Annotated in this window: 13 protein-coding genes and 1 pseudogene; 9 read left to right on the forward strand and 5 right to left on the reverse strand. The window is 59.9% G+C overall.

Annotated features, from left to right (window positions below; translation table 11 throughout):
* Window positions 1–236: maltotransferase domain-containing protein (locus Q8R73_RS07215; protein ID WP_305718865.1), on the reverse strand; the 236-nt coding region annotated here is incomplete at its 3' end.
* Window positions 237–439: 203 nt separating this feature from the next.
* On the opposite strand from Q8R73_RS07215, the gene malQ reads away from it, so the two are divergent.
* Window positions 440–2,392 (forward strand): 4-alpha-glucanotransferase, encoded by a 1,953-nt coding sequence (malQ, locus tag Q8R73_RS07220; protein WP_305718853.1) that lies wholly within the window; start codon window positions 440–442, stop codon window positions 2,390–2,392.
* A 25-nt stretch (window positions 2,393–2,417) separates the two neighbouring features.
* A complete protein-coding gene (locus tag Q8R73_RS07225) occupies window positions 2,418–4,220 on the forward strand; it encodes a glycoside hydrolase family 15 protein (RefSeq protein ID WP_305718854.1) in 1,803 nt (600 codons plus the stop codon).
* Between the two features lie 664 nt (window positions 4,221–4,884).
* Here the strand turns inward: Q8R73_RS07225 and Q8R73_RS07230 are convergent.
* Together Q8R73_RS07230 and Q8R73_RS07235 are read right to left on the reverse strand one after the other, a co-directional pair.
* Window positions 4,885–5,322: a hypothetical protein gene (locus tag Q8R73_RS07230; protein WP_305718855.1), complete on the reverse strand. Its 438-nt coding sequence runs from the start codon at window positions 5,320–5,322 to the stop codon at window positions 4,885–4,887.
* A gap of 184 nt (window positions 5,323–5,506) precedes the next feature.
* Window positions 5,507–5,611: pseudogene (locus tag Q8R73_RS07235) on the reverse strand (integrase); the annotation flags it as partial.
* Window positions 5,612–5,862: 251 nt separating this feature from the next.
* Between Q8R73_RS07235 and Q8R73_RS07240 the strand changes: the two are divergent.
* The 5 genes from Q8R73_RS07240 (at window position 5,863) to Q8R73_RS07260 (ending at window position 11,445) form a co-directional block, all read left to right on the forward strand.
* Window positions 5,863–6,306, forward strand: a complete 444-nt coding sequence (locus Q8R73_RS07240; protein WP_305718856.1) for a BLUF domain-containing protein — start codon at window positions 5,863–5,865, stop codon at window positions 6,304–6,306.
* Between the two features lie 13 nt (window positions 6,307–6,319).
* Window positions 6,320–6,832 carry a hypothetical protein gene (locus Q8R73_RS07245; protein WP_305718857.1) on the forward strand — a complete coding sequence of 171 codons (513 nt, stop codon included), beginning with the start codon at window positions 6,320–6,322 and terminating at the stop codon, window positions 6,830–6,832.
* Window positions 6,819–7,877 (forward strand): hypothetical protein, encoded by a 1,059-nt coding sequence (locus Q8R73_RS07250; RefSeq protein ID WP_305718858.1) that lies wholly within the window; start codon window positions 6,819–6,821, stop codon window positions 7,875–7,877. The genes Q8R73_RS07245 and Q8R73_RS07250 overlap by 14 nt, the downstream gene beginning before the upstream one ends.
* A complete protein-coding gene (locus Q8R73_RS07255; protein ID WP_305718859.1) occupies window positions 7,874–9,514 on the forward strand; it encodes a condensation domain-containing protein in 1,641 nt (546 codons plus the stop codon). Before Q8R73_RS07250 ends, Q8R73_RS07255 begins: the two co-directional genes overlap by 4 nt.
* Before the next feature lie 329 nt (window positions 9,515–9,843).
* Window positions 9,844–11,445 (forward strand): ATP-binding protein, encoded by a 1,602-nt coding sequence (locus Q8R73_RS07260; RefSeq protein WP_371126054.1) that lies wholly within the window; start codon window positions 9,844–9,846, stop codon window positions 11,443–11,445.
* A gap of 161 nt (window positions 11,446–11,606) precedes the next feature.
* Here the strand turns inward: Q8R73_RS07260 and Q8R73_RS07265 are convergent, their stop codons facing one another.
* Together Q8R73_RS07265 and Q8R73_RS07270 are read right to left on the reverse strand one after the other, a co-directional pair.
* Window positions 11,607–13,754 (reverse strand): TRAP transporter permease, encoded by a 2,148-nt coding sequence (locus Q8R73_RS07265; protein ID WP_305718861.1) that lies wholly within the window; start codon window positions 13,752–13,754, stop codon window positions 11,607–11,609.
* A 162-nt stretch (window positions 13,755–13,916) separates the two neighbouring features.
* Window positions 13,917–14,909, reverse strand: coding sequence for a TAXI family TRAP transporter solute-binding subunit (locus Q8R73_RS07270; protein WP_305718862.1), 993 nt, complete (start codon window positions 14,907–14,909; stop codon window positions 13,917–13,919).
* Window positions 14,910–15,847: 938 nt separating this feature from the next.
* Between Q8R73_RS07270 and Q8R73_RS07275 the strand changes: the two genes are divergently transcribed.
* The gene (locus tag Q8R73_RS07275; protein WP_305718863.1) at window positions 15,848–17,836 is read left to right on the forward strand and encodes an AI-2E family transporter; all 1,989 of its coding nucleotides are present in this window, start codon (window positions 15,848–15,850) and stop codon (window positions 17,834–17,836) included.
* Window positions 17,837–17,987: 151 nt separating this feature from the next.
* Window positions 17,988–19,652 (forward strand): thiamine pyrophosphate-binding protein, encoded by a 1,665-nt coding sequence (locus Q8R73_RS07280; RefSeq protein WP_305718864.1) that lies wholly within the window; start codon window positions 17,988–17,990, stop codon window positions 19,650–19,652.
* The last annotated feature ends 510 nt before the right edge of the window (window positions 19,653–20,162 follow it).

Genomic DNA, 20,162 nt, shown 5'->3' on the forward strand with positions numbered 1-20,162 from the left:
CGGTCATTGCCGTGATGGACCATCGGCCCGCGACGCCATTCGCGGTCCTGCTCGCGTCGCCAAACCAGCGCCGCGGCGACCACATCATGGCCGTCGCGATAGATATCGGACCACACCTCGACGCGCTCGCCGACGATGCGCTTCACGGGGAAGCGGCCGCCGTCGATCTGCGGGAAAACGTCTTCGATATGGAAAGCGCCACCGGCGCTCTCGACAGTTTGTGTTGTTTTGTTCACGGTGATGCCATTGACATGGGAAGGTGGTCCCGTTTCCGTTGCGGGACAGAAAGACGTTCCGGACATATATATATCAAGCCGCTCACCGGACATTGGTTCCCGGGGAACGGCGGCGGTGCCAGCGAGTTAACCACGGCTATCCTCTTCCGAAAACTAAGGAATTTCGCGACCTCTGCGGATGTCGCGTGCAAACAGCGTGCCGAATGGACCTTTTCGCCAGAGCCCGTGAGTTGGGAATCCAGACCGAATATATCGACGGTCAGGGTCACCTCCATGTGACGGACGCAGCCGTGCTGCAAATCATCGTCGATGCCCTGCCGGTGCGCACCCCGTACCGGTTTCTGGATCAGGCGGTGGTGGTACGGTCGGGTCAGCCCGCACAGACCGAACTCAGCCAGGCCGCCACGTTGCCGCTGCGATGGAAAATCGTTGCCGGCGCCGAGGTTATCGCCGGTGGCGAGGCCCGCGGCCGCACCGTGGCCTGGCCGGCGGATCTGCCTGTCGGCTCCTACCTGCTGCATCTGACCGATTCGTCCGGCTTTACCGAGCAGGTGCCGCTGATCGTGGCGCCGCCCCGGGCGTTCGGCGGGGATTTCGACCGCTGCTGGCTGCTGGCGATCCAGCTCTACGGCGTCCGGTCGGCGCGCAACTGGGGCATCGGGGATTTCACCGACCTCGAAGGATTGATCGAACTGGCCGCCGGCCTCGGAGCCGACGGGGTCGGCCTCAATCCGCTGCACGCCTTGTTCGACGATCGCCCGGGCGATTGCAGTCCCTATTCGCCGAACAGCCGGCTGTTCCTGAACCCGCTCTATGTCGATGTCGAAAAACTGCCTGGATATCAGCGCGCATTCGAGAGCAAGGGCGCAGTCGCCGCGCTGAGAGCGGGCGATACCATTAATTATACCGCCGTAGCCGAGATGAAATGGCGCGCGCTGCGCTTTGCTTTCGATAGCTTCAAGGCCAATGCCGGCGCGGAGCGCAAGCAGGATTTCGAGCGATTTTGCGCCGAGCGTGCTCCCCTGCTGTCGCGGTTCGCCTGTTTCGAGGTGCTGCGGCATAAATTCGGCAAGCCATGGTGGGAATGGCCGGAGGAATGGCGCCGGCCTGACGAGGCCAATTGTGCCTCCCTGCGTCAAGGAGAGGATGCACCGGCAATCGAGTTCGTCGAATTCGTGCAATGGGCCGCCGACCGGCAGTTGCAGGCCTGCAAGGAGCTGGCGGAGCGGCTCGGCATGAAGGTCGGGCTTTACCTCGACGTCGCCGTCGGCGTGCAGTGCGACGGCTTCGATGCCTGGAACGAACAATCGGCGATCTCGCGCCATCTCTCGGTCGGCGCGCCACCGGATCCCCTCAATACCGCGGGCCAGAACTGGGGCCTCGCCGGGTTCAACGCCGCCGGGCTCGAACTGCAGGCGTTCGAGCCGTATCGCGAAATGCTGCGCGCCTCGATGCGCCATGCCGGCGCGATCCGGCTCGATCATGTGCTCGGGCTGAAGCGGCTTTATCTGGTGCCGCACGGGTTTGCCGCCGACAACGGCGTCTATGTGCAGATGCCGTTCGAGGCGCTGCTGGCCGCTACCGCGCAGGAAAGCATCAGGCATCGCTGCGTGGTGATCGGCGAAGACCTCGGCACGGTGCCGGAGGGATTTCGCGAGCAGATGGCGGAATGGGGCGTCTGGTCGTACCAGGTGATGATGTTCGAACGCGACGACACGGGTTCGTTCCGCGGCGTCGACCATTATGCGTCCAATGCGCTGGTTACCTTCAACACCCACGATCTGTCGACCTATGCCGGCTGGCGCTCGTTCAGCGATCTCAAGCTGAAACGCTCGATCGGGATCGATCCCGGCGAGAGCGACGAGGCGCGATGGCATGCCCTGCACATGCTGGGTGATGTGCTGCGCCACCACGCCATCGACGATCACGATCTCTATGCCGTGGCGGGGTTCCTGGCGCGTACCAAATCCCGGCTGCTCGCGATATCGCTGGAGGATCTGCTGGGCGTGATCGAACAGCCCAATATTCCCGGCACCGTCAACGAGCATCCGAACTGGCGGCAGCGGCTGCCCATCACGATCGACGCCATGACCGCCGCGATCGACGTTGCCGCGCTCAGGCGCGCGACGGCGGAGCGGTCGCGGGCGGCGGGCTGAGGCACGGAAATTCGGCGGTACCGGTTTGTCCTGCAAGATTGAAGACTACGGGTTGATTGGCGATTGCGAGACCGCGGCACTGGTCGGCCGCGACGGCTCGATCGACTGGCTGTGCTGGCCCGCCTTCGATTCGGACGCCTGCTTTGCCGCACTGCTCGGCACGCCGAAGCATGGCCGCTGGCTGATCGGGCCCAGCGGAGACGTGACAAAATCCTCCCGGCGCTACCGGGACAACACGCTGATCCTGGAGACGCGGTTCGAGACCGCTGATGGCGTCGTCGTCCTGATCGATTTCATGCCGCCGCGCGGTAGCGCCTCCGACGTGGTCAGGCTGGTGCACGGCGTCAGCGGCCGCGTGAAGCTCAAGATGGAACTGGTGATCCGCTTTGGCTTCGGCGCCGATATCCCCTGGGTCAAGCACACCGCGGACGGTGCGCTGCTGGCGATCGCCGGCCAGGACATGGTGGTGCTGCGAACGCCGGTCGAGACCCGAGGCCGGGACATGATGACGGTGGCCGACTTCGAGGTCGGCGAAGGCGAGACGATCCCGTTCGTGATGGCTTACGGGCCGTCGCATCTGCCGGTGCCGGGGCCGATCGATCCGGTCAAGGCTCTGCGGGATACCGAGGACTTCTGGACCGAATGGTCCGGCCACTGCACCTATCAAGGCCACCACCGCGAGTTGGTGATGCGGTCGCTGATCACACTGAAGGCGCTGACCTACGCGCCGACCGGCGGCATCGTGGCGGCGCCGACCACTTCGCTGCCGGAAAAGCTCGGGGGCCGGCGCAACTGGGATTACCGGTTTTGCTGGTTGCGCGACGCCACCTTCACGCTGCTGGCGCTGATGAATTCGGGCTACACCGCCGAAGCCTCCGCCTGGCACAATTGGCTGCTGCGCGCCGCGGCCGGTGCGCCGGCCAACATGCAGATCATGTACGGCATCATGGGCCAGCGCCGCCTGCTGGAATGGGAGGCATCGTGGCTGCCGGGTTACGAGGGCGCAAAACCGGTCCGGGTCGGCAATGCCGCTTATGCGCAGTTGCAGCTCGACGTCTACGGCGAATTGATCGATGCGTTTCATCAGTCGCGCATGGCCGAACTGAAACTCGATGACGGCACCTGGGACCTGGAACGCGCTGTGCTCGAACATCTGGCGGGGATCTGGGACCAGCCGGACCACGGTATCTGGGAGCGGCGCGGCGCCGGCAAGCATTACGTATTCTCGAAAGTGATGACGTGGGTGGCGTTCGATCGCGGCATCAAGAGCGCTGAAAAATTCGGCTTCAAGGCGCCGCTCGAGCGCTGGCGGAACTTGCGCGATGTCATCCGGCGCGACGTCTGCGAGAAGGGCTTTGACGCCGCGCAGAATACCTTCGTCGAGTCCTACGGCTCGCAAGTGCTCGACGCCAGCATCCTGCTGCTGCCGGCGGTGGGATTCCTGCCCGCATCGGACCCGCGGGTCCGCGGCACCATCGCGGCGGTCGAAAGCCACCTGATGCGGGACGGGTTCGTGCTGCGCCACGATCCCCGCGAGGTCACCGACGAAAAACAGCCGATCGAGGGCGCCTTCCTCGCCTGCAGCCTCTGGCTTGCGGATGCCCATGTGCTTTCAGGCGAATTCGACAAGGCGCAGGCGCTGTTCGACCGGGTGGCCGCGATCGCGAACGATCTCGGGTTACTGGCGGAGGAATATGATTCAGGCGAAGGCCGCCAGACCGGCAATTTTCCGCAGGCGCTGACCCATATCGCGCTGATCAACACCGCGCATAACCTCAGCGCCGCGACGAGGCCAAAGGAGAAGCCGGCGGTACAGCGGTCGGAGTAGGGCGCGGACTCCCAAGGTAGCCAAATTCTAACGACTCACGCTCATCCCGGGGTTCGCAACGCCAAATTTCTTGTCCGAGATGGGCCGGATAGCGGACATGCTGCAGATATTAAAACCGACGCGAATGATCCATTGCAGACATCAGCGACTCGTAATCACCCGTGATTAATTCAATGGAGCTTTCGTGGGGGCATCCCCTCGCTTAATGCCGTACGCATCGCACAGGGCGTCGTCCCATTCGACGATGTTGGCGGCTATGTTCCAACGCCAGGTGCCCGCTCGGGAAGCCTTCAGTGTAGCGACCGGCCGTTCGTGTTCGGCTTCCGCAAAATCAACCGAGTAGGGGTGGCGGAAATTGTAAAGGCTCGCGCAAGATCGGCTTTCTTGACGGGGACCCCCGGATGGCACCCCAACTTACGCGAATACTGGCGTTTTTTCGGCTTCCTACAAGATAGAAGCGAAGTGAGAACCGCTGCCAAACGATCATCGGCTGTCTGCCACCGATGTCTATGTGCAGGCTGCGGATTGCTGCGCGGGCTATGCGACGCCCTCTGATCGGGGTGGACCGGAGGTGGCCAGACCGTCGAAGAAGCCGCCTAATCCCAAGCCGAACAAATCCCTGCGTCCGTCGGGAATGTAGTCGTCGGTTGCATCTCTATTCGCGTCATGCCCGCACTGCATTAAGGATTGCGTCGGCATTATCGTTCGAAATATCAGCAAAATCGCCACGGAGAGCTTTAAGTGCTTGCCGCTCTTGCTCTATCTCCGAGGCCGTTCGGAAGCCCATATGTCGAAGGATAGGCACCGGCGGGCACCATCCTTGGATAGCGTGTTGGAATAGAAATGCCGTCACCATCGCTGGCAGAAGGAGCCACCTCTTATCGCCTGTGGCTCCCAGGACGACACCTGTGAAGGCGAGCGCGGAGGCATTGCACTCGATGGCCCTCTCAATGTCCCACTCTTCATCAAGTTGGCGGAGCCGAGAGCGGATACCGTCCTTATGCTGTTGATAATATCGGACTCGCGCATTTGTCTCGTCGCGAATTTTCTTGTTGATTTCGGCGGCGGTATTGGCGGGTACGCGATTTCGGGTGTTCTGCATCGGATTAGCCTCCAAATCGTAAAACGGCCAATAAGGCGGTTGGTTCCAGGCTTTTGGGGTATCGTACGATGCAATTGGAATCGACGCCCGCGCGAGCAGGAGTCCGCCTACGGCTCGTTTCCGTGTTTGGCACGACGCGGCAGTTGAAAATTGGGCAGGGCATGTCTGTCTGCCCGGTATCCCGGACATCAACCTGTTCCGCTATTGCCAGAGCTTCATCGACCTCTATCCCGAGATACCGGACCGTGTTTTCGATCCTGGTATGCCCGAGCAAGAGCTGAACAGCTTTCTCGGCTTTGGTTGCAGAGGCGGGAAGAATGAGCCACCCGAAGCGGTCTTGGAAACAAGTCGGCTTTCAGGAAGCGGACTTCTGGGCCGTCTGGCGGGAGATGTCCTGCAGCATTTGACCCAAAGGCGACTAACCATTCAAATTTTAGCATTTGGACCGACACATGGTTGACCGCTCGGAGTTAGGGTCGGCGTAAGTAAGGCAACGGCGCAACCGAGAGCAATTGGTCACATGACCGGAGCCATAACACGATGATGTCGGACCTTTATCGGCTGGTTTACTTCAGCCGGAATTGCATCAAAGGCACTCCGGACCAGGTGGCGGCAGGGGTGGATGCTATCCTCCATTCCGCGTGGCGCAACAATGCGTCGCTTGGCGTCACCGGCGCCCTGATGTTCAATGCCGGCATCTTCGCACAGGTGCTTGAGGGCCGCCGTCACGACGTCGAGGCGACGTTCGAGCGAATCCAGGACGACCCGCGCCACAGCGACATTAAGATCCTCGCTTTCGAGCAGACGCCCCATCGCGGCTTCCCCGCATGGTCGATGGCTTTTGTCGGCCGCTCCCGTGAGGGAGAGGATCTCTTCGGACATATCGGCGACGCGACGGATTTCAGAGCCGAGCGAATGCAGGGTGAGCGGGTCTTCGAAATCTTGCACAGAATCGCCATCGAGGAAGAAACGAACGCCGCATAGGACAACTCGCCGCATGATCGGCAAACGTGCGCGTTGCAGCCATAATTTGCTGACGCGCCACCGGACCCGCGCGTCCTGGCACGAAGCGGCAGTTGAAAACCGGGCAGGGCATTCTGTCTGCCCAGGTATCCCGGACATCAACCTGTTCCGCTATGCCCGAGCAAGAGCTGAACAGCTTTCTCGGCTGGGTTGCAGAGGCGGGAAGAATGAGCCACCCGAAGCGGCCTGGGAAACAGGTCGGCTTTCAGAAGCGGACTTCTGGGCCGCCTGGCAAGAGCTGCCTGCAGCATTTGGCACGAAACAGACCCATCGACTGGCTGTGCTGATATCCGTTGACAGCGGTGGACCGGAAAATGCCGGACGACTATCAAACCTCGCGATCGGCCCAGAGGACGTCAGGCTTCCAGCGCTCTGCTGCCGCTCGCCTCACGGGAAGCAAGCTGCTATTGCCTTAAAACGGTTTTTGAGCTCGTTAGCAGTTGGCATTGTAGGCGCACTATCAGAGAAACGATATGGATTCGTTTAATTTTCTAACATTTCACCGTGATGAGGCGCGACATGCATTCTACCGGACAAGGAGGACGGGCGATCCCTTCTTTGATCCGAGAACCAAAACCTGGATTGTCACCGATCCCTCAGACTGCCGGCAGCTTATTGGCTCGGAAAAGCTCCAGCCGGCAGTCTATGCCGAGGACTATAAGCGGCTGAGTGAGCGCTTTAACATCGACTTTTCTGCTCTCATCTCTGCCTTCAGCTATATTCCACTTTGTCACCACGGCGACCGCCACGCGCGCAGTCGGCGCATGGCCAGTGAGTTCCTGGCAGCTCGCAGGAATGTTGTCGCCGAGCATATTCCGGAACTAACGGCCAGGCATCTTTCCGCATTCAAGCGCGCGGGCAAATTCGAGGTGATGAGCGATGCCATCGAGCCAATGATCAGTGAGTACATATGCCTCATCGCCGGGATTGAAGTGGGGTCCATCCATGATTGCCGCCATGCTTCACTGATCTTTGACAGGTCCAGTGGACTTAACAAGCGCCAGGCGATGGATACCGAGATCGCATCGCTCCGCAAGGTGATCGTTTCGCAGCTTGGCGAAGGTGCGACAGAGGACGAAGTTGGTTTACGGCTTGCGTACGTTATTCTTGGAATGGACCCATTGAAGGGGATGTTGGGAGAAAGTCTGCATAAAATCCTGGAATCCAATGGTGACCGAAAGCTGACGGAGATCAGCTTTCCCAGGCTCCCGCCGGAAACGGGTGTTCCGTTTATCGAACGTCTCGTGGTCATTCCATTCTGTTTCAAGAGTATTGCATTCAACCCGGGTGACCGCGTTCGTATATTTCTTCAGTCCTTCGCAGCCGAATTGTCTGATCTCAGTCGTTCAAATTTCTTCGGTGCGGGGGCGCACACCTGCCTTGGACGCCCCCTAGCCATTGAGATCTGGAACGGTGTTACTTCGTTTCTGTCGGAAATTCCGTTGCGTGCATCCGTGCTTTCATATGCGCCTCGCACTTCGGATTATGTTTTCACCTGTCCTGACGAACTCGTTGTAGAAGTTCGGGCATGAGGGAACACGCTGTGCGCTCTGCAATTGTCGGTGCCCTCTGCAGGGTCGTGAAAATGAAACCCGAACAGGCGGCTGCGTTGCATGATCCACATTCCGATTTTCTGCTCTCTGATCTAGCGATAGACAGCCTTGATGCCCTTGAACTGTGCATGGAGATCGAGACAATTGTTGGTGTAGAGCTCGATCCAGCGGAACTGGTTGCGCTCGATACAGTAAGTGAGCTGGTTGGTCTTGTCGTCAGCAAGGACCGGGCTGCTGGGGCGACGATTGTACGAGCATCTCGTGACCAGCCGGTTCCATTGTCGCTGGCTCAAGAGAGCATCTGGGCTATTTGCCAGAATCGTTTGGAGCACTCAGGTTATGTTCTGAGCATGATTGATAAAATCGAGGGGCCGCTTGACATAGCGATGCTGGCGGACTGCCTCACCTCACTGATAAGCCGTCATGAGATCCTGCGAACGACGTTTCCGTTTCTGGATGGTCGGCCAATTCAGATGGTTCATCCCGTCGAGAAGGTAGCACTGCCGGTTTTCTCCGTCGCCAACGATGAAGATCCGGAGCAGACCGCGCGGAGAATTATCAGGCACGAGCGCCTGTCAATTTGTGACTTTACGAACGGCCCGCTGGTAAAATTCGCGGTGATGCGGATCAGCGCGCAGGAGCATCTATTGATCAGATCGATTCACCATATGGTTTGGGATGGCTGGTCAGGAAAACTGTTCCTCGATGAACTGTCATCGCTATATGAGGCAGCGCATTTCGGTAAACCAGCGATACTGCCGGAGATGAAGTTACAATATGCGGACTATGCTGCATGGCAGCGTTCCGGTTTTGATCCGGCTGGTCAAACTTACCACGACGCTGTCGCATGGTGGGCGGCGTACCTTGAGAGCGTTCGATCACCGATCGATCTGCCGTTCAAGCGACCGGAGCTGCTTGCAGGAGTTGATCCAGATGCCGGGCGTTTGGTCCGTTCGATCGAGCCCGGGCTGATGGACCGACTGAATGAATTGCGAAGGGAGGGCGGCACGACGCTCTATAGAATCTGGCTTGCGGGATTTGTTGCCGTTCTTTGGCTGGAAACTCATTGCTCCAACCGGATCATCGGCAGCTTCGTGACCGGGCGTCGTCATTGGCAATTGCGAAATATGATTGGTGATTTCTCAAATACAGTCGCCTTGAAGCTCGAATGTGATGTCGCCATCTCCTTCAAAGAACTCATATCGCAGGTTGACACCACAGTAACCGAGGCCGAATCGTACAGTGAAATTCCCTTTGATAAGCTGAGCGCGGAGCTTGAGAAGCGAAATACTGTCACGCCGCCAATCAATGTGATCTTCGCGGCACCACTGGATAACCGCCTTGGCGAAAGGCGCTTTGCCAATCTGACGATCAGTCGCTACGGATCGCAAGGGCCTCTCCATATGCCGTGGGGCTGCACACTCCAGCTGCGTGAACAGGACGGGAATTATCGGTGCGTGATGGATTTCGACGCCGGACTTTATGATCCATCGCTCGTCGAAATGTTTATGGATCACTTGTATGAATTCCTTGATGCGGTCTCCCGAAACCCTGACCTGACAGTCGGCGAATTCAGACGGGTCACTCGCGGACCAATCGACGGATTGACAGATTAAACATGAGGGGGTGGTCATCAGCTTGCATGCGCTTCATCCGAATGGACGGATATCGTCGGAAGTCGAAGCCCTTGATGCCTGGTCCGCAAGTGGCTGCCCGTTGGCCAAAACGACGCGATTGACCCATAGCGGAGGTCGCGACGCATCCGCAATCAACCGAATGTATGCTTGAGGACGACGAGGAAAACCGGCACATGGCCCGGAAGGCTTATTTTGGTCTGATTGAGGGTCTGCGCCTTGTGCCGGGGATCGGGGTGCAGAAAAAGGCTTGCGGCACCCGGTTGTGTTGGCGAATAATTTATAAAGCAGCATAGAAGCGGGTTTGGACCATGTGGGATTATCTTGTTAGGATTCTCGATAGTTCGATGTATGCGCCCCATGGTATTTGCCTGCTGTGGGAGCCGGAAATAATCTGGCTCCACGTCGGCGCGGATGCCCTGACCGCAGCGGCGTACTTTTCGATCCCCGTGGCTCTGTCGATTTTTGTATTCAAGCGACGCGATGTCGAATTCGGCTGGATTTTCTGGGCCTTCGCTATTTTCATCATGGCGTGCGGATTGACCCATATCCTGTCCATCTACACGTTGTGGGTGCCGATTTATGGCATCGAGGGTTTCGTAAAAGCCATTACCGCGATTGCTTCCGTCGTAACCGCTGCCGTACTTTGGCCATTGCTTCCCACGCTGCTGGCGATTCCCTCCCCAAGCCAACTCAAGCTCGCTGAGTTCGCGCTGGAGGAAGAAGCCAGGTATCGTCGCGAAGCCGAGGAGATGCTTCGGCATACCCAGAAAATGGAAGCCATCGGCCAGCTGACCGGCGGCGTCGCCCACGACTTCAACAATCTGCTGACTATTGTGATCGGCAATCTGGAAATAGCTGAACGCAGCCTGAAGTCATGGGGTGAAGGCACCCGCGAAAGACTGACCCGGGTGATAGCGAGCGCGGCGGGCGGCGCTCAACGGGCTGCCACGCTGACGCAACGATTGCTGGCATTTGCAAGACGGCAGCCGCTCGATCCAAAACCCATCGATGTCAATCAGACGCTGGCGGGCATGTCCGACTTTTTTCGCCGCACGCTTGGTGAAAATATCGATCTTGAAGTCGTCGGTGGTGCGGGGCTTTGGCAAGTGGAAATCGACGTCAGCCAGATGGAAGCGGCCATCCTCAATCTTGTCGTCAATGCGCGTGACGCAATGTCAGATGCGGGCAAGCTGACGATTGAAACCAGCAACTCCTTTATCGATGAACACTACGCTCGGCAGCATGCCGACGTGCAGCCCGGTCAGTATGTTCTTATCTCTGTTTCCGACACCGGTCCTGGCATGCCGCTCAGCGTTCAGGAAAAAGCCTTCGACCCGTTTTTCACGACCAAGGAGCCTGGGCAAGGAACGGGCCTGGGTCTCAGCCAGGTTTACGGCTTTGTCAAACAATCCGGCGGCCACGTTAAAATTTACAGCGAGGTGGGCGAAGGGACCACAATCAAGATCTACCTGCCCCGCACCTTCGCGGGCCGCGCCGGCGTCGATCACGTGGATGAACCCGTGTTCCGCAGTTCGGGTAACGAAACCATTCTGGTCGTAGAGGATGATCCGGGCGTCCGGGCTTACATCGTCGAGACCCTGCAAGATCTCGGCTATACGGTGATCCAGGCATACAACGGCGATACCGCTCTCAAGCTGGTAGATGCCGGAACGGGTCGAATTGATCTTCTGCTGACGGATATCATCATGCCGGGCATCAACGGCCGCCAGCTGGCCGACGAGCTGCAAAAACGGCTACCAAAACTGAAGGTTCTGTTTATGACCGGTTATTCGCGCAATGCGGTTGTTCATCAAGGTCGCCTTGACCCGGGGGTTCAACTTCTTCAAAAGCCGCTCACCCAGGCCGTCATGGCTGCCAAGATTCGCGGCATGTTTCACGGTACAAGTTAAACTGGGTCCTTCCTGGGCCCCTCAGACAGTCATCGACCGCCTGGCGGGCTGCTCGCTCAATTCGAATCTGACAGGCTGCCAAGTTTTCTTTTGTCGGACAGTTGCGCGATCTGCCGTGTAACCACCGCTGCCGGCTCCTGCGCCGGAGTCGGTCGACGCGCCTAGACCGTGATCGGCGCAGGTGTGTCCGTTCGATTGCGCGTGCGCTGCCAGACATAGATTGGCACGCCGACGGCCAGGCCGGCCAGATCACTGATCGAGCCCGGATGCAGCAGGCAGAGCGCCGCCCCGCCGAGTACGAACCGCAACGGCATCGCAAGTTTGCCGCCGAACCACCCCTCCGTCGCCCCTGCCAGGAACCAGACGCCGATCGCCCCGGTCAGCGTCGCCTGGACGATCTCGGGCCAGGTCCCCTTGAACAGCAGCACGGGCGAGAAATAGAACATGAAGGGCACGAGGAAGGTCGCAAGGCCGAGCTTCAACGCCGTCCATGATGTCTTCCATGGATCAGCCTGGGCGAGACCGGCCGCAGCGAAGGAGGCGAGCGCCACTGGTGGCGTGATGGAGGAGATGACCGCGAAGTAGAAGATGAACATGTGTGCGACGAGCACCGGTACGCCGATCTTGGCGAGACCCGGCGCGATCACGGCGGCGGCGATAGCGTAGGCGGCCGTGGTCGGCATGCCCATGCCGAGGATCAGGGCGACCATGGCGGCGGCCAGCATGGCGAGCAGATGGTTCGCGCCGGCGACGGCGAGGATCAGCTCCGAGAAGCGGCCGCCGACCCCGGTGAGCGCGACAACGCCAACGATGATGCCGGCGCAGGCACACACGGCAACGAGCTGGATGCTGTCGCGGGCCGCAGTCTCGAGCGCTTCGAGGGTGCGGCGCCAGCCGAACAGCAGCGCGGGGACAGTGACGATCGCGATCGTCAGGTAGACCGTGTTGTTCCTGCCGACGAGGTCGGCCCCGTAGAAGGCTGCCGCGCCAAGGCCTGCGCCGAGCGCCGCGAGCACGAACACGCGCAGCAGCGCGCCGCCCACGGCGGCCATCGGTGAGGCGTTGGAAATCGATACCGCGCCGCTTGCGTCGAAGTCGCTGAAGACGCGCGCCATCCAGCCGCAGACCAGCGCCGCGAGGATGCCGAGACCGCCGGCGCGGAAAGGCGAATAGCCTTCCATCAGCGCCCAGATCATGACGAACACAGGCGAGAGAAGATAAATGCGCGCGGCGATGGCGCCGATCGGCGGAAGCTCGGCGCGCGACAGGCCGCGCAGCCCTAGGCGGATGGCGTGCAGGTCGACGTGGATCCAGCAGGCGACGTAAAAAAGCAGCGCCGGGATGACGGCGGCGAGCGCGATGTCGGCGTAAGGGATGCCGGTGATCTCGGCCATCAGGAAGGCGCCGGCGCCGAGTACGGGTGGCGTGATCTGACCGCCGGTCGACGACGTAGCTTCGATGGCAGCCGCGGTAGAGCGGTCGTAGCCGACCTTGCGCATCATCGGGATCGTCACCATGCCCGAGGCGACGACGTTGGCGACCGCCGAACCCGAGATCGCGCCGAACAGCACGCCTGAGGCGACCGCCGCCTTGGCGGGGCCGCCGCGCGCCCATCCGAACAGCGCGTTGCAGGCGTCGTTGATGTAGTCACCGGCCTTCGAGACCGTAAGGAATGCGCCAAAAGTGACGAACAGGATGATGTAGGACGACGACACCTGCGTCGTCACGCCGAACACGCCGTACTCTGAATAGATGTAGGTGAAGAAGCGGTCGATTGCGAAGCCCTTGTGGGCGAGTACTCCCGGCATCCACGGGCCAACGAAGCAATAGAGAATGAAGATCCCGGAAATCACAGGCAGCGCCCAGCCGGTCGTTCGGCGCGCCAGCTCGAGGATGAGGAAAGTGCCGATCACGCCGCACGTGACGTCACCCGGTGTGAACTGCGCGCCGGCGCGGAACAGGAGGCCGTCGAGTTCGACCGCGACATAGACCGCACAGCCGATCGAGAGGAGAACGAAAACCCAATCGTACCAGGGCACGCCCTGCCTGCCCACGCCGCGAAAGGGCGCCGACAGCATGAAGCCGAGCGCCGCGCCCCAGCCGACATGGATGGCGCGGAACAGCAGTGGCTCCAGCGAGTAGATGTTCAGGACGTAGAGGTGGAACAGCGTGAAGGTCACGCAGAGGACGGCGAACAGTTTCGCTTCCCACGAGCGCAGGACGCGCCTGGCTCCGGCGAACTCCTCCTCGACCTGGAGGATCGGTGCATCCGCGCCTGCGGGCTGCGCCGCCGATGTGTCAGTCGCCATGTCGTCCCCCCGACAACGAACGAGCCCGGTTCGACTTGCGCTGAAGCGTGCGGCGGAACGGTGAGCCGCTGAATGGGCCGTTACCCCCGATCAGGCGTCGCCCAAGCGGGATGACCGCTCTGCCGAGAGTGACGGAGGCGGTCGTTGGACCGCCTCCCGACCTCATGGCTTCAGGTTGGCCGGAACTTTGATGCCCTTTTCCTCGAAGTACTTGATCGCGCCCGGATGGAACGGGAGGAAGGTGTTGCGGTTCCAGTTCTCGAGCAGCGTCTCGACCGAGGCGGCGTGGCCCTTGACCATGTCCGGATTGTTTTCGAGTACCGCCTTGGTCACGGCGTAGGCGAGGTTGTCCGGCACGTCCTTGTGGGCGATGGCGAAGTTGAAGACGCCGACCGTTTTGTGATCCTCGGTCTGCTGCTGGTAGGTGCCTTTCTTGATCACGCTGTCGGAAAGCTCAGGCAGCGACTTCTTGAGCGTCGCGAGTTCGGCGTCCGTGAACGTGAAGAAGCGGACCTTGTTGGTCTTCTCCAGTTCCGAGTAGGCGGCGATCGGCACGCCCGCGCAGAACGGGAATGCGTCGATCAGACCGTCTGCGAGGTTCGCAGCCATGTCGGAGCCCTGGCCATTGCGCACGGTCACGTCGAGGTTCAGCGCCTTGAACATCAGCGGGAAGTAGGTGCCGCAGGTGCCGGCGCGGGGGCCCACTCCCGCCTTCTTGCCGGCGAGGTCCTTGACCGACTTGATCGGGTTCTTCTCGAGCGTGATGAAGTGGAAGGGCGTATCGTACATCGGAAACAGTGCGCGGATGTTCCGGTACTTGGTGCCCTTGGTCCACTCGCCGTCGCCGTTCCACGCCTGGAGCGCGACGCCCATGGTGGTCATGCCGAAGTCGATCTGTTTTCCGTCGGTCAGGATGATGTTCTGGTTCGGGCCTTGGGTCTGCTGGGTCGAAATCTTGGTGCCTATCTTCTCGTTGACGAGACTGGCCCAGACCTGGCCATAGACGAAGTAGGTGCCGCCGACGGAGGCGGTGCCGAGCGTCAGGGTCTGCGACCAGGACGGGTCCGGTTTCGCCTGGGCCAACGCACCCGTGGCCGTAGCGACGGTTATCAAGGCGACGGCCAGCGAGCGGCGCGTGAATGCCAGTGTTCTCAAAGTCTTCCTCCCTGTCTGCGGCCCAGGTAACCGTCCCCCCAACCCGGCGGGCGTCGAGCCTCGTCCAAACCTTAGCCTCTCCGCATTGCCCGGTGTAAAGAATTTGCTGCCTTTCTCGGCATTAAAAGGCCCCGCTGAGATTGCGGCAGCAACCTATCGACACCTTTACGGACGCTTTCGGCCTGAGCCGCACGGCAGTGTTGATGTCAAAGGCAAGGGCCCGGCGGAAACCTATTTTCCGCTCGGCCGAGCCGACGAAGTGGGTCCGTTGCGATGTAGGGTCTGTCCTTGGCTACTCGAGCTCAGGCGACGGTTATCTGCTATTGGTGGCAGAGAGTCATAGGAACAAATTCTTGGCCCTGGCCTCTCTCGAACTAATTGCGTAACGCCTTGTTTTTGTTGCATTATGAGTCAGTAAAATCCTACTTACTCACAGTTCTACTCACACTCTCGATGCGGGCCTGCGGTGCCCAATGTGGCCCTATGAGTGTGCGTTTCCGCATCGAGTAAGGCGCTGATTATTAAACCCGCCGGCTCGCCGGCGGGTCTTTTCAGCCAGTGTAGTAGTGGGGGCGGGGAAATCAATCTGCCGTAAATCTTGGTGATAGGCGAGCCGCCTGGCAGAAATCTGGATTTTTATAGGCGGGACTTTAAACAGGGAACCAACGAAGTTAAGGCATTTGACGATACCAGTGCACTAAGGGATCGACCCGACGCTTAATCCAAGATTGCTGACACCACGTCCGACAGGCACCAATAAAGACCCAACTGTCAGTGGGGCGCCGAGGCGCCTTTTTTTCTCGGGACGAAACCTTTAAGCCGCTCGTTTATTGGTATCTGGCGGCTTGGTCTAGAGGACTGCCGCCTCCAAGCCGCGCGGGATAATGCCCGAGCGGTTTTTTCATGGGGTGTGTCGAGACCCCGGGGTAGGAACGTAGATGAGGCCTCTAACACGGCAGCCATTTCGAGCGCGAACCACGGAAGAACTTATAGGGCTGCTTAGCGCAGTGGCGACGGCGATACTGGCTGTCATCATTATCTCGATGCTCTTCTTCGGTCGGGACATCTTTGTGCCTGTTGCGTTGGCTATTCTACTCAGCTTTGTGTTGGCGCCGCTTGTCGAAATACTGCGCCGAATCCGCGTGCCGCGCGCGCTGGCCGTCGTGAGCGTGGTCATACTTGCCTTCTTGCTGATTTTCGCGATGGGAAGTCTCCTCGCCACCCAGCTGACCCAACTCGCGGGAGATCTTCCGCGCTACCAGTCGACGATGAGCGAAAAGATCCAGTCCTTTCGGGAAACAAAAGCCGGCAGGAGTACGCTGGAACGCGCCTCCGATATGCTGAAAGATCTTAGCAAGGAGCTCGATAAGCCAAAAGACGCCGCGGCTGCCAGTTCGGGCCAGGTGGTTGGTCACAACGAGCAGGGGCCATTGAAACCGGTTCCTGTGGAGGTACGCCAGCCGGATCCTGGCGCGCTTGAAAGCCTACGGACTTTGATCTCCCCGCTGATTCATCCCATCGCCACGACGGGCATCATAATCGTTTTCGTGATTTTCATCCTGTTGCAGCGTGAGGATCTCCGCAACCGTCTCATTCGGCTAGCGGGCTCGTCCGATCTGCAACGTACGACCGCGGCGCTCGACGATGCGGCGGGCCGCCTCAGTCGCCTGTTCCTGACCCAGCTGATGGTGAATGGCGCTTTCGGCGTGGTGATCGGGATCGGTCTGTGGTTCATCGGGATTCCTAGCGCGATTCTTTGGGGCATCCTGGCGGCCGCTCTCCGCTTCGTTCCCTATATCGGTGCTTTCATCGGGGCCGCGTTCCCGCTCGCGTTGGCAGTGGCTATCGACCCCGGTTGGACCATGCTGCTATGGACTCTCGCGCTTTTCATTGTGGTGGAGCCGGTTGTCGGACATGTCATCGAGCCGATGGTTTACGGGCACAGCACAGGGCTTTCTCCTGTTGCGGTGGTTGCGGCAGCGACGTTCTGGACTGCATTGTGGGGACCAATCGGGCTCGTGCTAGCTACTCCGCTGACGGTTTGCCTCGTGGTGCTTGGACGCCATGTGGAAAGATTGGAATTTCTTGACATCATGTTTGGGGACCGACCGGCACTTTCTCCCCCGGAAATATTCTACCAGCGGATGCTGGCTGGTGATCCCACCGAAGCCGCCGAAAAGGCCGAAGAGTTTCTAAAAGAACGGTCTCTGGCTTCGTACTACGACGAAGTCGGCTTGAAGGGCTTGCAATTGGCGCAAGCCGATGCCGAGCGGGGCGCGCTTGACCAGGAACGTCTCGCAAAGATTCGAGACGCGGTGACGGAATTTGCTGGCGACCTGTCTGATCAGGATGATCGGCCGCCGTCGAAAGGCAATCTGACCACCGATTCAGAGGCATCGTCGGCGGTAGAAGGCGTCGCCGAAAACGCAGCAAATGAAAAATTGCCCATCCTCAACAAGGAGGCCCTTCCTCCCGGTTGGCAGGGCGAGCATCCCGTTATCTGCATGGCGGGACGTAGTATTCTCGATGAGGCAGCGGCAATCATGCTTGCCCAGCTTTCGACGGCTCACGGCTTGGCGGCGCGTGTAGAGCCGGCAGAAGCGCTTTCTACGACGAATGTTTTCCGCCTTGACACAACTGGTGTTGCGATAGCCTGCCTTGTCTACCTCGATGCCAGTGGGCCAGCACACATGCGCTACGCCGTTCGGCGACTAAGGCGGAAGTTGCCGACGGCGACAATCATTCTGTGCTGCTGGTTTCAGCAGACCGACCCGGCTGCGTTAGAGTTACTGCGGGAAGGCGCGAAAGCGGACCTCGTTGCTGCGAGTCTCGGGGAAGCGATCAATCTTTGCATCGAGGCAACGGGCGTGACGGTTCAAGGTCAAGACGCCCCCCAGCAGGACACCTCTACAACAGAGGCAGCCTGAGAATTTCCCGATCTTTCATTGGCCGGAAGTTTGGACCAAGGCCAGTTTGCCTCGGCAACATTGCGCAAAAATTGCGCTGTGGAGCCGCGCCTAGAGCTACGGTTGCGTGCATGCTATCGTCGCCGGAAGGTGGCTTATAAGGAGGACGAGAATGCGTGGACGGCGTGTGCTGATGGAATCCCTAATTTCGAACGGCGTGCGCCATATCTTTGGCAATCCCGGTACGACAGAGACGCCGTTGCTCGACAGTCTGGCTGCCTACCCGCAGATCGAATATGTCATGGCTTTGCATGAGGGTGTTGCGGTGAGCGCCGCGAGCTTTTACGCGCAAGCCACGGGTCAGACGGCCGTTGCCAATCTTCATGTCGCCCCTGGACTGGGGAATGCGATTGGGTCGCTGTATGGCGCTTACAAAGCCAATTCCCCTCTTATCGTGACAGCGGGACAGCAGGATACGCGCATGCGGCTCTCCAATCCGCTGCTAGGGCATGATCTCGTCGATCTGGCGGCACCGGTCACCAAGTGGAGCGTGCAGGTCGAGCGGGCCGACGAGATGGCTCCCATTCTGCGCCGTGCTTTCAAGGTTGCAACCGATGCCCCCAAGGGGCCCGTCTTCGTCTCTCTTCCGATTGACGTGATGGAGCAGGAGACTTCGGTAGAACCCATCGGGCCGGATAAGTTGTGGCGATCCGCTCATCCTGATCCCAGGGGTCTTGAGCAGGCTGCCTCGCTTCTTATGAAATCAGCGATGCCTGCGATCGTTGCCGGCGATGATGTGGCCCGGTCAGGAACTCATGACGCACTCGTCACGTTGGCGGAGGCTATTGGCGCTTCCGTATGGTTCGAGGGGTTGCGAGGCCATGCGCCGTTTCCGACCAGTCACCCGAACTATCGTCAATCGCTCCCAAGCGATGCCGCGCAGGTTCGCAAGGCATTGCGGGATGCCGACCTCATCCTGCTGCTGGGCGGCCCGTTCTTTGAGGATATCTGGTACGCGTCAGGGAGCCATTTTCCCGAAGGAGCCGTTGTCATCCAGATAGAGGAATCGTCTGAGCGACTGGCGTTCAATCATCGTCTCGACGCTGGCATCCTCGGGGACATGGCGACGAGCATAGCCTTGCTGGTGGATGAAGTCCGTTCGCGGCAAACCCGGGAGTATGGGCTCGCAGCGCAACGCCGCAATCAACTGTTGGCGGAGCTGAGTGCACGCGAAAAAGAGGGGCATCGGGTTCGACTGGAGAAGAGCTGGAACCGCGAGCCGAGTTCGATGGCGCGGGTGACGGCCGAGCTCAGGCGCGGACTCCCGGATAATGCGGTGATTGTGGATGAGAGCATTACTGCTAGCCTCGACCTCGCACGATCGTTCGACTATCGGGGTTTTGGCGACTATTTCGGCGGGCGTGGCGGCGGTATCGGCCAGGGATTTGCAGGCGCGATCGGCGTCAAGGTCGCGGTGCCGGATCGCCCGGTCGTTGCCATCTCCGGCGACGGTTCAGCGATGTACTGCATTCAGGCGCTGTGGACTGCGGCTCATCACAATCTGGCGATCGTGTTCGTTGTTCTTTCAAACCGGGAGTATCGCATTCTCAAGCATAATGTGGACGTCTGGCGGCAGAACTTCGAGGCGGGGACCCAGCATCCCTATCAGCAGATGGATTTGACAGGGCCGAACCTTGATTTTGTGCATTTGGCAGCCGGCATGGGCGTCGAAGGCACCAGAGTACAAAACCCTAACGACATTGCGTCGGTGGTGGCAGGCGCTGTTGCGGGGAATCGGCCGTACCTCGTGGAGATTGCCGTCGAGGGAAAGCGGTGACGCGCAATTTGAAAGATGGCGACTAAGGCGGCAAGTGGACTGCTCGGTCGACGGCCGACTTCTTCCATAACATCTATGTGCCGAATCCAAGCTCGAAGTGCGGTCGATGCGTTCCCGACCGGGTAAGCCCTATTCGCGAGAGCTGTCTGCTCTTGGAGGATAAGCGGACACGATATCTCGCGTCCCGCTCATGACCGCCAATGACCCACGCCGGACTTCGGACCAACGAACCGCCGTGTTTTCGGACCGGAGGCGATGTTCGGTTCGAGTCTGCAATTCGCGGGATAGCGGGCATCGAGCTACGCACACGCCCCTCGATTGATGAGTGTGGCGCCCCGGGCCGATCGTCGCTCACGGTTTGCGCTCCGGAAGCACGGCGACAAATCCGCCGGCGGCGGCGGAACCCGCAAGCCCCAGACTTCTTGATCATCCGAACCCTTGCTGGAGGTTACCGGATTGATCCGCCTGTTCGTCGCCACGATATTGTCGGGCGCGCTGCTGTTGCCCGCC

Source organism: Bradyrhizobium sp., from assembly GCF_030697065.1.
In the GTDB taxonomy this organism is placed as follows: domain Bacteria; phylum Pseudomonadota; class Alphaproteobacteria; order Rhizobiales; family Xanthobacteraceae; genus Bradyrhizobium.

Coding starts and splice junctions, on each gene's coding strand:
- Q8R73_RS07260 (WP_371126054.1), top strand. CDS start 9,844: ATGTGGGATTATCTTGTTAGGATTCTCGATAGTTCGATGTATGCGCCC.
- Q8R73_RS07230 (WP_305718855.1), bottom strand. CDS start 5,322: ATGCAGAACACCCGAAATCGCGTACCCGCCAATACCGCCGCCGAAATC.
- Q8R73_RS07280 (WP_305718864.1), top strand. CDS start 17,988: ATGCGTGGACGGCGTGTGCTGATGGAATCCCTAATTTCGAACGGCGTG.
- malQ (WP_305718853.1), top strand. CDS start 440: ATGGACCTTTTCGCCAGAGCCCGTGAGTTGGGAATCCAGACCGAATAT.
- Q8R73_RS07250 (WP_305718858.1), top strand. CDS start 6,819: ATGGATTCGTTTAATTTTCTAACATTTCACCGTGATGAGGCGCGACAT.
- Q8R73_RS07240 (WP_305718856.1), top strand. CDS start 5,863: ATGATGTCGGACCTTTATCGGCTGGTTTACTTCAGCCGGAATTGCATC.
- Q8R73_RS07265 (WP_305718861.1), bottom strand. CDS start 13,754: ATGGCGACTGACACATCGGCGGCGCAGCCCGCAGGCGCGGATGCACCG.
- Q8R73_RS07275 (WP_305718863.1), top strand. CDS start 15,848: ATGAGGCCTCTAACACGGCAGCCATTTCGAGCGCGAACCACGGAAGAA.
- Q8R73_RS07255 (WP_305718859.1), top strand. CDS start 7,874: ATGAGGGAACACGCTGTGCGCTCTGCAATTGTCGGTGCCCTCTGCAGG.
- Q8R73_RS07245 (WP_305718857.1), top strand. CDS start 6,320: ATGATCGGCAAACGTGCGCGTTGCAGCCATAATTTGCTGACGCGCCAC.